This is a genomic window from Rhizobium sp. Root708 (assembly GCF_001429725.1).
Taxonomy (GTDB): domain Bacteria; phylum Pseudomonadota; class Alphaproteobacteria; order Rhizobiales; family Rhizobiaceae; genus Rhizobium.
Genome location: NZ_LMHV01000012.1, coordinates 14,533 through 29,387 on the forward strand (window position 1 = coordinate 14,533; position 14,855 = coordinate 29,387).

Sequence of the window (14,855 nt, forward strand, 5' to 3'; positions counted from 1 at the left end):
AAGCCTTTCCCTGTTTCGCTTTGAGGTCCGGCGCCGATATCCGATTTCAGGAAAACGCGATGCCTGCCTTGGCCTACACCCATTTCAAATACCGCATTTTCCAGGGCACTGCCGCGGTGCTCGTCGTACTCGCCCTGAGCGGCTGCAACACCACCAAGGATCGGATGACGACCGGTTCGGTGCCGCAGCTTAGCAAACCCGTCGAGACGATGAACGACCAGGAGGTTCGCTCCGCGACGGATCGGATCGGCCAGGCCTACGAGAAAAACCCGCGTGATCCGGTCAACGGCGTCAATTATGCCAATCTCTTGCGTATGCAGGGCAGGGATGCCCAGGCGCTGGCGGTCATGCAGCAGGTTGCCATCGCCAATCCCGCGGACCGCAATGTTCTGGCGGCTTACGGCAAGGCCCAGGCGGCCGCCGGCCAGCTGCAGCAGGCGCTCGACACGATCGGCCGGGCGCAGACCCCTGACCGCCCGGATTGGAGGCTGATATCTGCCGAAGGCGCCATCCTCGACCAGCTCGGCCGTTCGGCCGAAGCGCGTCAGCGTTATCGCGATGCACTGAATATCCAGCCGAACGAACCGTCCATTCTCTCCAATCTCGGCATGTCCTACGTCCTGACAGGCGACCTGCGCACGGCCGAAACCTATCTCCGCCAGGCTGCGGCGCAGCCATCGGCAGACAGTCGTGTTCGCCAGAATCTGGCGCTTGCCGTCGGTTTGCAGGGACGCTTCCCGGAAGCAGAGCAGATCGCACGGCGCGAACTCACGCAGCAGCAGGCCGAGGCGAACGTCGCCTACCTCAGGGGCATGCTTTCGCAGCGGAATTCCTGGCAGAAGCTCGCGTCGAAGGATGCCGGCGAAAGCACCGGCACCAACTGACGCGTCAACGGCCGCTCACGCCTGAAACGACGAGTTCCAATCCCAGCCCTGCCATGACCGCACCCGCCGTGCGGTCGATCCACGCCTTGGTGGCGAGGTAGACCTGTCGTGGGTGGTGTGCGGAGAAGGCCAGCGCCACGATCGAATACCATCCGGCCTCGACGGCGAACACGCCGACGGGAAGCGCCAGCATCAGTCCAAGAGGCACGGTCTTCGGAAGCAGGGCGGCAAAAATGCCGGCGTAGACCACGACGGTCTTCGGGTTGCTGATCTGCGTCAGCAGCGCGGTCATCAAGCTTCGGCCGGGAGCAGGTTTCAGGGTCGCCGTTTCACCGATGTCGAGCGGCTTGCTCGCGCCGCGCCAGATATTCAGTGCGATCCACGCAAGATAGGTTCCGCCGGCGATCTTGAGCCCGATATAGAGCCATTCGAACTGCGAGAGCAGCGCCGTCAGGCCCGCCAGGGCAAGAATACTGAAGAGAGCGCCACCGATCCCCATCCCCAAGGCGGCGGCAAGGCCGTCCACGCGCGAGCGGGACACGGCGATCCGCGATACCATGACGAAGCTCGGACCAGGGCTCATCGCGCCGATCGACAACGCGGCAATGATGCTCAGAAAAATGCTTGCGGAAGACATCGGCAGCTCCGGGACAGTGCGACGAGACAGCGTCAGTGCGTCTCACACTTCACGCCCCTTGTCGATGTCTGTCCGCGCGGGCCACCCGTGTGCGTCGTTCGACTAGAACTTGTCCGAGACCTGGATACCGGCCGGTCCGAGAATAACCGCGACGAGAACAGGCAGGAAGAACAGGATCATCGGCACCGTAAGCTTCGGCGGCAGGGCAGCGGCCTTCTTCTCGGCCTCGTTCATCCGTTCGTCGCGGCCTTCCTGCGCCAGCACGCGCAGAGCCTGCGAGACCGGCGTACCGTAACGGTCGGCCTGGATCAGCGCCTGCACAACCGATTGCACGATCGGGATCTGCGTGCGGATGGCGAGGTTTTCGAGCGCCTGGCGGCGGTCCGGCAGGAACGACAGCTCGGCGGTGGTCAGCACCATTTCCTCGGCGAGCGGCGGGGATGCCTCGCCGAGTTCTTCCGAGACGCGCCGCATGGAGGCCTCGATCGAGATACCGGATTCGACGCAGATCAGCATGAGATCAAGCGCATCGGGCCATGCGCGCTTGATCGAGTGCTGTCGCTTTTTCATCTTGTTGGAGATGAAGATATTCGGGGCATAGAAGCCGAGATAGGCGAAGCAGAGCGTCGCGAGGAAGCGGACGGGTGTCGGCTTGTCGGCGAGATGATCGAGACCGAAGACCCAGAAGACCGCAACCCCGAAAAACAGGAAAGGCAGCAGGAAGCGCGCGACCAGGAAGGTGTTCAGCGCATTCTCCGAGCGATACCCGGCTGCGCGGAGCTTGTTCATGGTGTTTTCGTCGACCAGGGCTTCACGCAGGTTGAAGCGTTCGACGATCTGGCGAACCGATCGGTTGTTCTGGGTACGTAGCGATGCCTTGCCGCCTGCCTCGGCGTTCATGCGGGCGCGTTCGCGGGCGCGGATCTGTTCGCGCTCGGTCGAGACCTCCTTCATGCGCTTGGCGAGGTCGCCACGCTCGAAGAAGGGAATGGCAAGCGTGTAGAGGCTTGCGAACACTGCGACCGCGACAAGCACGGCGATCAGCATGGAGGGATTGGTCAAACTGCTGGCGAGATCCGATGACATCGCACTTCCTCGGCTAGATATCGAAATTGACCATGTTGCGCATGACGAAGATGCCGATCGACATCCACACGCCCGAAAGGCCCATGATCAGGTGTCCACGTGGATCCGTGAAAAGGATCATCATGTATGCTGGCGACGTCATGTAAACGAGCAGCGCCACGATGAACGGCAGTGCGCCGATGATCACCGCAGAGGCCTTCGCCTCCATCGACAGTGCCTTGACTTTCGCCTTCATCTTCTTGCGTTCACGCAGAACCTTCGCAAGGTTTCCGATCGCTTCGGAAAGGTTGCCGCCCGCCTGCGACTGGATGGCGATGACGATGGCGAAGAAGCTGACTTCCTGAAGCGGCATGTGATTGGCCATGCGGCCGCAGGCATCGGGCACGCTGAGCCCGACCTGCTGCGATTCCACGACACGCCGAAATTCGCCTCGCACAGGCTCCTTGCCTTCGCCGGCAACCAGGCGGATGGCGTCGTTGAGCGGGAGGCCCGACTTGATGGAGCGCACGATGACGTCGAGCGCGTTTGGAAACTCGTCGAGAAACTTGTTCTGGCGACGCTTGACGAGGAAGCCGAGTATCCAGCGCGGCAGGCCGAGGCCGGCAACCACAGGAATGCCGAGCACGACCATGACGGGGGCGTCGGCGAGAAAGGCGACGAACATCAGGACGAGGCCGAAGATCGCGCTGAACATGTAGAAACGGCCGGGCGTGAGCGTAAGGCCGGCCTGGGTTAGCCTGGATTTCAGTGTCAGTTTCTTCTTGGCGTTTTCCTGCTGGCGCTTCTCGAGCTCCTTCAGGTTGTCCTGAACCGACTTGCGCCGCTTCGACAATTCCTGCACGCGGTCGCGGGCCGCCTTGATGTTGGCGCGGTCGGCGTCTGCGGACGCTACGCGGCTGACCCGGTTGGCAGCCTTCTTTTCGGTCTCCATTCTCGAAAACAGGAAGGCATAGCAGACACCCCCCGCCGAAACGGCGGCAAGCAGGATGATCGCAAGCACTGTCGGATCGAGACCGAACATTTCACTAATCCTTCGACTTTTCTTCCATTTCGTCGAGCGCGGCCGCGAGGCGCTTCTCCTCGTTGAAATAGCGGGCGCGATCCCAGAAATGCGGCTTGCCGATACCGGTCGACTTGTGCCGGCCGACCAGGCGTCCGCCGGCATCTTCGCCTTCGATCTCGTAGCGCATGAGATCCTGCGTGATGATCACATCGCCTTCCATGCCGATCACCTCGGTGATCTGCGTGATACGGCGCGAGCCGTCGCGAAGACGGGCGGCCTGAATGATCACGTCGACCGATCCCGAGATGATCTCGCGCACCGTCTTGGCGGGCAGGGTGAAACCGCCCATCGCGATCATCGATTCGATACGGCTAAGGCATTCGCGCGGCGAGTTCGAGTGGATCGTTCCCATCGAACCGTCGTGGCCGGTGTTCATCGCCTGCAACAGGTCGAAAACCTCGGGTCCGCGCACTTCGCCGACGATGATCCGTTCCGGACGCATACGCAGGCAGTTCTTGACGAGATCGCGCATCGTGATCTCGCCTTCGCCTTCGATGTTCGGCGGGCGGGTTTCGAGCCGGACGACATGCGGCTGCTGCAGCTGCAGTTCGGCCGTGTCTTCGCAGGTGATGACGCGCTCGTCGGTATCGATGTATCTGGTCAGGCAGTTGAGAAGCGTCGTCTTGCCGGAACCCGTACCGCCTGAAATGACGACATTGCAGCGGACGCGGCCGATGATCTGCAGCAGCGTCGCGCCTTCCGTGGTGATTGCACCGAAGCGTACGAGCTGCTCGAGCGTCAGCTTGTCCTTCTTGAACTTACGGATGGTGAGAGCCGGGCCATCGATCGCAAGTGGCGGCGCGATGACGTTGACTCGCGAGCCGTCGGGCAGGCGCGCGTCGCAGATCGGGCTCGATTCATCGACGCGTCGGCCGACCTGGCTGACGATCCGCTGGCAGATCGAGAGCAGCTGCGAATTGTCGCGGAACCGGATCTCGGACTCGATGGTCTTGCCGCCGACTTCGATGAAGGTCTGGCCGGCGCCGTTGACCATGATGTCGGCGATGTCGTCGCGCGCAAGCAGCGGCTCCAGCGGCCCGTAGCCGAGAACGTCGTTGCAGATGTCCTCAAGCAGTTCTTCCTGCTCGGAGATCGACATCGCGAAGTTCTTGATTGTGATGATATCGTTGACGATATCACGAATTTCCTCGCGCGCGCTTTCTCCGTCGAGCTTGGCGAGCTGGGAAAGATCGATCGTATCGATCAGCGCCGAGAAGACCTGCGCCTTCGTATCGTAATATTCGTCGGTGCGGGCAGGGCGCTTGCGCTGCGGCGTCTGCATCGGCGGAGGCGCGACCTGCTGGCGTGTGGCCTCACGCTGAGGTTCGGCAAGGATTGCCGGCCCCGAGGACGATGGTGTCGCAACAGGCGCGGGGGGCGCGACTGTGCCCCCTGCCTTGCCAAAACCCTCGTTTCCGCGTTTTCCGAACATGAACTATTCCAATCCGCTCTCGGCTGATCTCATTTGCGCTTCAGCAGACCAAGAAGACCGCCCTTCTTTGCCTTCTTGACAGCGATACGGCCGGTCACGATGTGCGCCAGTTGTGAGAAGGTTTCCGCCGTCGGCGACTTTGCATCCATTTCCGATATCATCCGGCCGCTGTTGGCAGCCGTGCCGAAGAGGTTGCTGTCGAACGGGATGATCGCGATCGGATCCGTCTCCAGCGGCTCGCAGAAGTCGGAGGGCGTAATCTCCGGGCGCTTAGGCATGCCCACCTGGTTGAGGATGAGGTGAGGCGCCTTGTCGTTCGGCCGCATCTTGCGCAGCGCATCCATCATGTTCTTGGTGTTGCGCAGGTTTGCGAGATCCGGGGACGCGCAGATGACGACTTCGTCGACACTGCCAAGAACCGAACGCGTCCATTCCGACCACGCATGCGGGACATCGAGAACGGTAACGGGCGCACTGCGCTGCAAGACGTCCAGAACCGGTTGGAATGCCTGTCCCTCGAAATCATAGGAGCGGTCGAGGATGGAAGGCGCCGCGAGCAGCGAAAGATGCTCCGAGCACTTCGTCAGCAGACGGTCGAGAAAGACTTCGTCGAGACGCTCGGGCGCGTAGACGGCTTCGGCGATGCCCTGCGTCGGATCCTGGTCGAAGTCGATGTTTGCCGTACCATAGGGCAGGTCGAGATCGGCGAGGATGGTTTCGGTCGAAAACAGGCGCGAGATGCCGAAAGCGCAGTTGTGGGCGATCGTCGATGAACCGACCCCGCCCTTGGCGCCGATGAAGGCGATGCTTCTGCCAAGCGGCTCCGCATCTGGATCGACGAAGATTGCCGCCAGCGCCGACATCAGGTCGGCCATGCCGACCGGCTGAACCATGTATTCGGAAATGCCGTTGCGGATGAGCTCGCGATAGAGCGAGATATCATTGTGATAGCCGACGACGATGACCTTCGTCGAAGGATCGCAGACCGAAGCGAGCGGTGCCAGTTCGCTGAGCAGGCTGCTGCTCGTCGCACGCGTTTCGAGAATGATCAGGTTTGGCGTCGGCGCACCGGCAAACATGTTTGCCGCCGCGGCGATGCCGCCGCTCGTCACGCGCATGCTGACCTTCGACATGCGGCGATCGTTGCTGCAGCGCTCCATCGTGCGTTGCAGTTCCTCGCTTTCGCAGAAGGCGTGAATGGAGATGCGCGGCAGCGGTCGCATGCCTTCGAGCTCCGCCATGCGCATCGCGTCCTCTGCGTGCCGGAGTTCCGCGGTATTCTTGATCTCGTATTCGACCGTGCTCATCGTCAATCCTTACCGATCAAAAGGTGCTTGAGCCGGAGGCAGCAACATCATCGATCGTCGTGGTCGTTTCGCGATATTCCTTGATGGCGGCGTTGCGGCGCGTCGCATCGATCGGGGTCATGCCACGCGGCGCGACCAGGTCTTCCGGGTTCGCGATCTGTGCGGCGAGGTTGTTCTGCGTGGCGCAGCCGAAGTTGTAATAGTTCTGGTTGCTGAAGTCGTTGATCATGTCCTTCGGCCACTGGCCGCACTGCGAGGTCATGGCCGTTGTGCCGACGAAGGTCAGCCGGATCGGCGCGGAATCGCCGGTGGCGCCGGCACCATAGGAGCTGTTGACGATCTTCGAGCTTGAGATGCCGCGCGCTGAAAGTTCGGCGCGAACCTGCCCGCGCAGCTGGCGTGCGGCCGCGGCGTTCGGCGAGCCTTCAGGCGTCATCAGGTAGACTGGGCCTGTCGCTCTGGAGCCGTAATTCTGGGCGAAGCCACGGATCATGTCACGCTGCGCCGTGTTGAGGCGTCTGTCCGTCGAGGCAACCGGGATGTCCACGGATTGCTCCGCTTCGGTAACGACGATGGGGTGGCGCTGGCGATAGTCGTCAGGAATGCCGCCGGTGGTCAGGTCGTCATGCGATGCGCAGCCCGAAAGGAGAGCAGCGGCCATCGCCGCAACGGCGACCACGCACCTGGATTTTGCGATGCGGGTCGTGCTGTTCCGAGTCATCGAATGATCTCTATCTCTTGTCATTGCTACCGCTCCGCTCATTTGTAGATGAACCCGATCGAGCCGTGGAACTGCGCGTCGGCAACAGGCGTCTGGTGCCCGTAGACCTTGTTCACGCGGTTGAGGAAGAATGCCGCGCCATCGTTTTCCGGGCTGAAGTTGTCGTCCGGGCGATTGAGCTGGTTGCGTGCGACCGGGCGTACCAGATACGGCGTCGCGATGATCACGAGCTCGGTTTCGTCACGTTCGACGGTGCGCTGGCGAAACAGCGTGCCGAGCAACGGAATCTTGTTGACGCCTGGCGTGCCGTTCGAGGTCTGGGCAACGTTGTCGCGGATCAAGCCGGCGAGCGCGATCGAGCCGCCCGAGGGAAGCTCGACGGAGGTTTCGGCCGAACGCCGCTGATAGGTCGGCGTCGAGCCGGAGACCGACGGCGCCGGTTCCGACACATTGGTCTTGATCTGCAGGCTGATGCGCCCCGAGGAGAGCACGACCGGTTTGAAGGCGAGGTTGATGCCGTAGTTGTAAGGAACGATCGTGACGTTGCCGTCGTTGTCGGTCGTCGAATAGAGGACCTGACCACCGGAGTTGAACGTCGCGGCCTGGCCTGAGATCGCGGTCAGCGTCGGTTCGGCCAGCGTCTTGACGACCTTCGCCTGTTCCAGCGCGCTGAGATAGGTCGAGATGTCGTATTTGCCGATCGAGCTCTTGAACAGTGCTGCCAGGCCGCCGCCGATGGTTGCCGTGGCGCTGTCGACGTTTGGAGATCCGAGCTGCGCGACCGATAGGCCCTTCGAGTTGGAAACCAGGTTGTCGAAGCCGAGCTGCTTGAGGATTTCGCGACGCACTTCGGCGATCGTCACCTTCAGCGTTACCTGGTCTTCGCCTTCGATCTTCAGGAGATTGATGACCTGCGAGGTTTGTCGGCCTTCGGCAAAGAGCGCGACGGAGCTGTCGCCGCCCTGGCCGCTCGCGGTTTCCGTTCGGGTGGTCGCTTCGCCGCCCTTCAGGAAGACCTGGGCGAGATCCGCGGCCTGCGCCGCGTCCTGCGGCGTGCGCACCGTGCCTGTCAATACGATGTTGTCGGAGACGATCTCGACGTTGATGTTGGAATCGGGAATGAAGCGGCGCAGATTGCTTTCGAGCCCGGCGACATCGCGTTCGATGGCGATGTCGAGGCTGACGATCTGCTGTCCGTCGGCGCCGAAAATGAAGATGTTGGTCTGTCCCACGGTCTTGCCGAAAAGGTAGATGCGGCGCGAAGAACGGGTGACGGCATCCGCCATCGACGGGTCGGAAACGAGGATATCATGCGCATCGACAGGCAGATCGACCACGATCGCCTTCTTCAACCCGAGCTTCAGGCTGCGGTGCGCGCCTGGGCCGGCCTGCGTGATGGTGACCATGCCATCGGACTCGGCAAGTGCCGCGCGCACGCCGAAATCGCCGGGCAGGAAGCCCGGCGCCATGCCGGTTACACCGATCGCCAAGGATAGGCAGCCCGCCAGCAAAGGCTTTATGTACCGCGTTGAATTGCCCATTAGCGTTTCCTCTACTCGGCCTTTGCCGCGCCGGTGCTGTCGGTGACGATCGCTCCGGATTTGATGACCTGGACGATCGAGCTGCCGTTGTCGCCGCTCAGCAGGTAGTCGGCTGCGGTCGTATCCTGCTCGCGCGCATCGGCAACGGAACGAAGCGCCAGTGAAAGCCGGTCCGCCATCTGCTGTGCAACGGCCAGGACTTTCGTCTGGTCGGGAGTGAGCTCCAGCGTCGCCGTCGTGCCGACGACGGACTTGGAGCCGTCTTCTTTCTCCTGGATCTGCTGGTCGATGGCGAGAATACGCACGTTGCTCAGCACGGTTTCGGTGAGATACTTGTCACCGCTCTTGGCCTTGCGCACCATGATGACGTCGACGCGGTCGTTCGGTAGGATGAAGCCGCCCGCACCTGTCGCAACTGAGATTTCGGTCGCCACCGCACGCTTGCCGGATGGCAGCAGCGACGACATGATCTTGCTGCTGGAGTCGGCGATCTTCTCCGCGCGAACCGGTTCGCCTTCAAAGATCGGCAGGCGCACGACGGCGCCCTGCATATCCTTGATGGCTTCAGGCTTTTCCGATTCGGTGATGAAGCCCTGGACAACGCCGCCCTGCGGCCACGGCATCCAGTGTACGGCCTTGTCGTCGAGGCGCGCACCAACCGGCAGGTTGGCACTCGAAACGAGCACGTTTACGGTCGGCTCTTTCTCGACGACGGATTGTACCTGGGTAATGACCGACCCGCGCCCGGCAAGGCTCATCGCGAGTATGCCGGCGAGGCCGGCAGCCACGACGGCCACTCCAAGTATTAGAATTCGGGCGGGTTTCATTGGTCATTCCCCGGAGATTCGAGATATTCGTCCCGGAGAATGGACCCCAATTGGTGTAATTATGGTTAACGAAAGCCTTCGGATTTAGGTTAATTCTACCTTAATTCCTAGGATTTCACGGCTTCCAGCGCGGCGAGAAACAGCGGGCTTTGGGGGAAGGCAAGAAAGCCTCCGATCGCGATCGCTATACCGTAAGGAACCTTCTTGGCCGTAAGGATGGAATGGGGAACCGGCAGGCCGGTCGCCAGTATGACATCCGAATACATCCGGATCCCAAGAATAACGAGGGTAACGGCGCCGCCGATGATGCCGACATAGACGACGAAAGCGGCAAGCGAGGGATCGTATCCGAACCAAAGTGCAGCGGCTGTCAGGAGCTTCGCATCTCCGCCGCCCATGACGTTCAGCGCGAAGAGCGCGAAGCAGGCGGCAAACACGGCGGCAGCGGCTAGGAGGTGCATGCCGATGGCGGCTGGCGGCAGACCCGCCATGAAGGCGATCGGAACAAATGCTGCGGCGAGGATGATCGATACCCTGTTCGGGATCGTCATCGTGAGGATATCGGACACTGCGGCGATCGCCAGGCACAGCGGGAAAATCAGAAAAATTGCCGCTTCAGTCATATTCGCTCCCCAAGCACTAGAGGCTCACGGTCATCTGCCCGTGAGCCTCTGAGAACAAAATTCGCACGCAGTGCTAATCAGGTCGGCGTCTTGCTGCTGATCGTGTTCGACAGGTTGTTGAACATGATGTTCAGTTTGCTGCCGAGAGCGGATGCACCGGTGATGAGCGCTACGGAAATGAGCGCTGCGATCAGGCCGTATTCAATTGCGGTCGCGCCGGATTCGTCCTTGAGAAAACGGCTTACAAGCTTGGTCATGATAACTCCTAACTCCAGTTGATGTTCAGCACGTCCGCCAACTGTTTGCCGTTGATCGGATTGGCCTACCCTAGCGAGTGGCGCTTTCCATCAACTTAAAGAATTGAGTTACCGATACGTAAACAGGATTAGCGCTTTGAATATGGTAAGTGTTGCCTTCGAGCGAAGCTTAAAATTCGAAGTATTATCGCCTAACGTCTTCTTGATACTATAGGAGTTCCTGGAAACCACGGTTTTCGCCGTTCGCTCGTGTCGCCGCCTGTGCTGGAACGCTCCGTGCCACATGCTCCAAATCGAGCCTATCTCGCGCCCTACAAGATGAATCATTATCGGTTAAATCTTCGTTCACCATTTTTTCCCATGCTGGCGCTAGGTTCCATTAAGATCGCGAAAGAAAAGTGGATGTCACCGAGCGGCAAAAGGATATTTCTCGCCAGCGCTTTTGCCGTCGCGGGTCTCTCACACGCGGCCGTAGCGCAGCAATCCGAAATGCTCCGCGTCTATATGGATCAGGCGCGCGTGTTGAAGCTTGACCGTCCTGTCAGCAAGGTCATCATCGGCAATGCCAAGGTCGCCGACGCGACGGTCGCCGACCCCAAGACGATCGTGTTGACCGGCAGAAGCTTCGGCAGCACCAATCTTGTCCTTCTCGATTCGGACGGCAACGCAATTCTTGACGAGAGCATCCTCGTCTCGATCGACGAAGCGAACACCGTGCGTGTTTTCCGCCAGACGGAACGGACGGTCCTGTCCTGCACGCCGAATTGCGAGCAGCACAGCGCGCCCTCGAACGAAACCTCGGCCGCAGCAGCCAACTAAGCTCGTTAAACTTCTGAGCCGCTCTGAAACGAAAAATCAACGCTCGTCGCGTAAGACTGCGCGATCAAAGCTGTTCGGACAAAAACCATGACGGAATTGGATCAGACAGCGGAAGGGGCCAGACGGCGGGGATGGACACGTCGACGGTCAATTGCCGCTTTCGCGCGCTCTCGCGATGGATCGGCGGCGATCGAGTTTGCCCTGCTCGCGATTCCCTATTTCATGATTGTCTTCGCGATCATCGAGACCTTCGTCGCCTTCGCGGGCGAACAACTCGTTTCCAGCGCTGTCGATACGCTGAGCCGCAAGATACGGACGGGTCAGATCACGCTTGCGAACACCGACCGCACGGCATTTCGCACTGCGCTCTGCAACGAGATCTCCGTCCTGATCAAATGCTCGACGACAGAGGCCGCCACGCCCAACAAGCTTTATGTCGACGTGCAGAAGTTCTCGACGTTCGCGGCCATCCCGACAACCATTCCGAAGGTGTCGACGGCGAATTACGCGGATATCAACACTTCAGCCTTCCAATACGCGCCGGGCGGTGCCGGGACCATCAACATGGTCAGGGCCTACTATCGCTGGCAGGTCATAACAGACCTTATCCGTCCCTACATCTCCAGCGTACGGCCCGCCGATGGCTCGTCGGCCTATTTCCTCATCGTCGCGACCGCGGCTTTCCAGAACGAGCAGTATCCGTGATGGCCTTTCGTAACGCTCTTCTGAAATTGAGAAGACTCGGCGCTCGTTTCGCGAGGGATCGCGAGGGGGTCGGTGCAATCGAGTTCGCCATCCTGTTTCCGATCCTCGTCGTGCTCTATGTCGGTGCGTTCGAGATTACCATCGGATTGAGCCTCAGCAAGCGCGCCGCGCGATCGGCGGCGTCGGTTGCCGACGTCGTAACCCAGCAGCAGAGCGTCACGAAGTCCTGGCTGGCCGATATGCCCTCGGTCGCAAGTGCGATCTTTGCTCCGTACCCGACAACGGGAATGACGCTGAAGATTACCGGCATCACGATCGACTCGTCCGCCAATCCGAAGGTCAAGTGGTCCTGGGCCCAGGACAACTCCGCGCCCTATGCCGCAAACTCGGCGGTCACGGTGCCGACGGATCTGAAGAAAGCAAGCAGCTTCCTTGTTCGTGCCGAGATCACAGTGCCGTACCAGCTGTTCCTCTTCGCGTTCGCGCCGAACCTCGTGTCGAAGCAAAGCACTCTGACGATCAGCCGGACCTACTACTATCGCCAGCGTCAGGGTGACGACGTCGCCTGCAGCGATTGCTGACGGCTCCGTTCCCCGCGATATTTGCCAAGTCACCACGACCGATATAAGGCTTGGCCTTTCGCAGCCTGCAGACGTCAGGCGCGCTTTGCTATCGGGTGAACCATGCCGCGTGCTTTTCTGTTCGTTCTGGATTCCTTCGGAGTCGGCGGTGCGCCTGATGCAACGACCTATGGTGACGAGGGCGCCAATACGCTCGGCCATATAGCGGAATTCTGCGCCGCCGGGGCAGGGGACCGCGAAGGGCTGCGCGCTGGCCCGCTGCAGCTTCCGAACATGTCGGCGTTGGGGTTGCTGCATCTCGCGAAGGCCGCTTCCGGTCGCTTCCCGGCAGGAATGCCGGTGCCCGAGAAGATTTACGCGACCTACGGCTCCGCCAACGAGGTCTCCCGCGGCAAGGATACGCCGTCAGGCCACTGGGAGATCGCCGGAACGCCGGTGACTTTCGACTGGGGCTATTTTCCCACTGAGGGTGATGCGTTTTCGCCCGACTTTCTGGATTCGCTGTGCCGCGCCGCCGATGTGCCCGGTATTCTCGGCAATTGCCACGCATCGGGGACCGATATCATCGCGCGCTTCGGCGAAGAACACATCCGGACCGGCAAGCCCATCTGCTACACCTCGACGGACTCGGTCTTTCAGGTTGCCGCGCATGAGACGCATTTCGGTCTCGACCGGCTGATGACCTTCTGCGCGATCGCGCGTGCGCTGCTCGACCCGATGAACATCGGGCGGGTCATCGCTCGCCCATTCGTCGGCGAGCGGGCGGCAAGCTTTGAGCGAACCGGAAATCGTCGCGACTTCTCGGTTCCGCCACCGGAGCCGACGCTGCTGGACCGTCTGGTAAAGGAAGGGCGTAACGTCCATGCCGTCGGCAAGATCGGCGACATCTTTGCCCATCAGGGCGTCTCGCGGGTGATCAAGGCCAACGGCAACCAGGCGCTGATGGACGCGACGCTCGACGCGATGGATACCGCCGAGGATGGCGACCTGGTTTTCACCAATTTCGTCGATTTCGACATGGTCTATGGCCACCGTCGCGATGTTCCGGGCTATGCGGCAGCCCTTGAGGCGTTCGATGCCCGCCTGCCCGAAGTCGGCGGCAAGCTGAAGCCCGGCGACCTTGTTATTCTGACCGCCGATCACGGCTGCGATCCAACCTGGCGCGGCACGGATCATACCCGCGAACGGGTGCCCATCATTGCCTATGGCCCGGGGCTCCGCCCCCGCGATATCGGTATTCGCTCGACCTACGCCGACATCGGCGAGACGATCGCCCGGCATCTGCGCATACCGACCGGCCAGCATGGGAGAAGCTTTCTATGACCGGCCATTTGAAGAAGGTCGAACTGCACTGTCATCTGGAAGGGGCGGCTCCTCCCTCCCTGACATTGGGGCAGGCCCGCAAATACAACATCGACATCGCCGAACACCTGAAGGACGGAGCCTACGTCTGGCACGACTTTGCAAGTTTCCTGCAGTGCTACGACAAGATTTCCGAAGTCTACAAGACCGAGGAAGACTATGCCCTGCTGACGGAAACCTATCTCGGCGAGCTCGCCTCGGTCGGCACGATTTACAGCGAGCTGATCGTCTCGCCCGATCACGGAAAGCGCATCGGCCTTGGCGCCGACGCTTACATTGCCGGCGTCTGCGAAGGCATCCGCCGGGCGGAGGCTGCAAACGGAATCGTGGCCCGGCTGATCGTCACAGGTGAGAGGCACTTCGGTCCCGACAGCGTTGTCGGCGCCGCCGAATATGCCGCGAAAGCACGCAACCCGCTGATCACAGGCTTCAATCTTGCCGGCGAGGAACGCATGGGCCGCGTCGCGGACTACGCCCGGGCGTTCGACATCGCGCGCGATGCCGGTCTTGGGCTGACGATCCACGCGGGTGAAGTCTGCGGACCGTTCAGTGTCGCCGATGCGCTTAATGTCGTGCGTCCGTCCCGCATCGGTCATGGCGTGCGGGCGATCGAGGATGAAGCCCTGGTGCGCCGCCTGGCGGAGCAGGGCACGGTTCTCGAAGTCTGCCCCGGCTCGAACATCGCATTGCAGGTCTTTCCGGATTTTGCCGCCCACCCGCTGCGACGCCTCAAGGAGGCAGGCGTGCGGGTGACCATCAGTTCCGACGATCCGCCGTTCTTCCATACGTCGCTTGCGCGCGAGTATGATCTCGCGGCGAGCGCCTTCGGCTTTAGCGATAGCGAGATCGACGAACTGACGCGCACAGGCCTTGAATCAGCCTTTGTGGACGAAGAGACGCGCAGGACGCTTCTGGCACGCCTCTGAGCGTCCCTGATTGGGGATCAGTAATGCAAATCGTCGTCCGCTCTTGCAGCGGACGCGATTTCCATGAAAGAAACATCCTATAAG

At 61.1% G+C, this 14,855-nt stretch carries 16 protein-coding genes; 6 read left to right on the forward strand and 10 right to left on the reverse strand.

Going from position 1 to position 14,855, the window contains the following annotated elements; all coding sequences use genetic code 11:
* Positions 1-59 precede the first annotated feature (59 nt).
* The gene (locus ASE04_RS10435) at positions 60-884 is read left to right on the forward strand and encodes a tetratricopeptide repeat protein (protein WP_056816204.1); all 825 of its coding nucleotides are present in this window, start codon (positions 60-62) and stop codon (positions 882-884) included.
* A 4-nt stretch (positions 885-888) separates the two neighbouring features.
* Here ASE04_RS10435 and ASE04_RS10440 read toward each other — a convergent pair whose 3' ends face one another.
* The 10 genes from ASE04_RS10440 to ASE04_RS10485 all read right to left on the reverse strand — a co-directional run bounded on the left by ASE04_RS10440 (position 889) and on the right by ASE04_RS10485 (position 10,378).
* Positions 889-1,521, reverse strand: a complete 633-nt coding sequence (locus tag ASE04_RS10440) for a LysE family translocator (protein WP_056816207.1) — start codon at positions 1,519-1,521, stop codon at positions 889-891.
* A 102-nt stretch (positions 1,522-1,623) separates the two neighbouring features.
* Positions 1,624-2,607: a type II secretion system F family protein gene (locus tag ASE04_RS10445; RefSeq protein WP_056816209.1), complete on the reverse strand. Its 984-nt coding sequence runs from the start codon at positions 2,605-2,607 to the stop codon at positions 1,624-1,626.
* A 13-nt stretch (positions 2,608-2,620) separates the two neighbouring features.
* Positions 2,621-3,628: a type II secretion system F family protein gene (locus tag ASE04_RS10450; protein ID WP_056816212.1), complete on the reverse strand. Its 1,008-nt coding sequence runs from the start codon at positions 3,626-3,628 to the stop codon at positions 2,621-2,623.
* 4 nt (positions 3,629-3,632) lie between these two features.
* Complete coding sequence (locus tag ASE04_RS10455; protein ID WP_056816215.1) at positions 3,633-5,102, reverse strand: CpaF family protein; 1,470 nt, start codon at positions 5,100-5,102, stop codon at positions 3,633-3,635.
* Positions 5,103-5,131: 29 nt separating this feature from the next.
* Positions 5,132-6,409, reverse strand: coding sequence for an AAA family ATPase (locus tag ASE04_RS10460; RefSeq protein WP_056816218.1), 1,278 nt, complete (start codon positions 6,407-6,409; stop codon positions 5,132-5,134).
* 16 nt (positions 6,410-6,425) lie between these two features.
* Positions 6,426-7,172 (reverse strand): CpaD family pilus assembly protein, encoded by a 747-nt coding sequence (locus ASE04_RS10465; protein WP_056816223.1) that lies wholly within the window; start codon positions 7,170-7,172, stop codon positions 6,426-6,428.
* A complete protein-coding gene (locus ASE04_RS10470) occupies positions 7,169-8,671 on the reverse strand; it encodes a type II and III secretion system protein family protein (RefSeq protein WP_056816226.1) in 1,503 nt (500 codons plus the stop codon). The genes ASE04_RS10465 and ASE04_RS10470 overlap by 4 nt, the downstream gene beginning before the upstream one ends.
* Positions 8,672-8,682: 11 nt before the next feature.
* The gene (cpaB, locus tag ASE04_RS10475; protein ID WP_056816229.1) at positions 8,683-9,498 is read right to left on the reverse strand and encodes a Flp pilus assembly protein CpaB; all 816 of its coding nucleotides are present in this window, start codon (positions 9,496-9,498) and stop codon (positions 8,683-8,685) included.
* Between the two features lie 107 nt (positions 9,499-9,605).
* Entirely contained in the window at positions 9,606-10,121 is a 516-nt protein-coding gene (locus ASE04_RS10480; RefSeq protein WP_056816232.1) for an A24 family peptidase, read from the reverse strand.
* A gap of 77 nt (positions 10,122-10,198) precedes the next feature.
* Entirely contained in the window at positions 10,199-10,378 is a 180-nt protein-coding gene (locus ASE04_RS10485; RefSeq protein WP_056816236.1) for a Flp family type IVb pilin, read from the reverse strand.
* A 402-nt stretch (positions 10,379-10,780) separates the two neighbouring features.
* Here ASE04_RS10485 and ASE04_RS10495 point away from each other — a divergent pair, with 402 nt between their 5' ends.
* The 5 genes from ASE04_RS10495 (at position 10,781) to ASE04_RS10515 (ending at position 14,771) form a co-directional block, all read left to right on the forward strand.
* Positions 10,781-11,197, forward strand: a complete 417-nt coding sequence (locus tag ASE04_RS10495) for a pilus assembly protein N-terminal domain-containing protein (RefSeq protein ID WP_056816242.1) — start codon at positions 10,781-10,783, stop codon at positions 11,195-11,197.
* 87 nt (positions 11,198-11,284) lie between these two features.
* Entirely contained in the window at positions 11,285-11,902 is a 618-nt protein-coding gene (locus tag ASE04_RS10500; protein WP_056816247.1) for a TadE/TadG family type IV pilus assembly protein, read from the forward strand.
* Positions 11,902-12,483, forward strand: coding sequence for a TadE/TadG family type IV pilus assembly protein (locus ASE04_RS10505; protein WP_056816251.1), 582 nt, complete (start codon positions 11,902-11,904; stop codon positions 12,481-12,483). Before ASE04_RS10500 ends, ASE04_RS10505 begins: the two co-directional genes overlap by 1 nt.
* 102 nt (positions 12,484-12,585) lie before the next feature.
* The gene (locus tag ASE04_RS10510) at positions 12,586-13,806 is read left to right on the forward strand and encodes a phosphopentomutase (RefSeq protein WP_056816255.1); all 1,221 of its coding nucleotides are present in this window, start codon (positions 12,586-12,588) and stop codon (positions 13,804-13,806) included.
* The gene (locus ASE04_RS10515) at positions 13,803-14,771 is read left to right on the forward strand and encodes an adenosine deaminase (RefSeq protein WP_056816259.1); all 969 of its coding nucleotides are present in this window, start codon (positions 13,803-13,805) and stop codon (positions 14,769-14,771) included. Before ASE04_RS10510 ends, ASE04_RS10515 begins: the two co-directional genes overlap by 4 nt.
* Positions 14,772-14,855 lie beyond the last annotated feature (84 nt).